Here is a 234-nt window from a genome sequence, read left to right on the forward strand (position 1 = left end):
CCGGTCGGGTATTCGTTGATGTAGCCGTTGCCGCCCAGGATCTGGATCGCCTGGCCGGGCAGCCAGGTGGCCTTCTCGGCCGAATACAGGATCGCACCGGCCGCATCCTGGCGGGTGGTGCGGCCCCGGTCGCAGGCGCGCGCCACCGCATACACATACGCGCGGCAGGCGTTGTGGCCCACGTACATGTCGGCCAGCTTGGCCTGCATCAGCTGGAACGGACCGATCGCCTGG

1 protein-coding gene is annotated in these 234 nt (G+C 68.8%); it reads right to left on the bottom strand.

Annotated elements, in window-relative coordinates:
• Positions 1 to 234: acyl-CoA dehydrogenase family protein (locus tag ACQG3P_RS24125; RefSeq protein WP_426806459.1), on the bottom strand; the 234-nt coding region annotated here is incomplete at both ends.

The sequence above is a fragment of the Stenotrophomonas sp. SrG genome, from assembly GCF_050031795.1.
Lineage (GTDB): Bacteria > Pseudomonadota > Gammaproteobacteria > Xanthomonadales > Xanthomonadaceae > Stenotrophomonas > Stenotrophomonas rhizophila_A.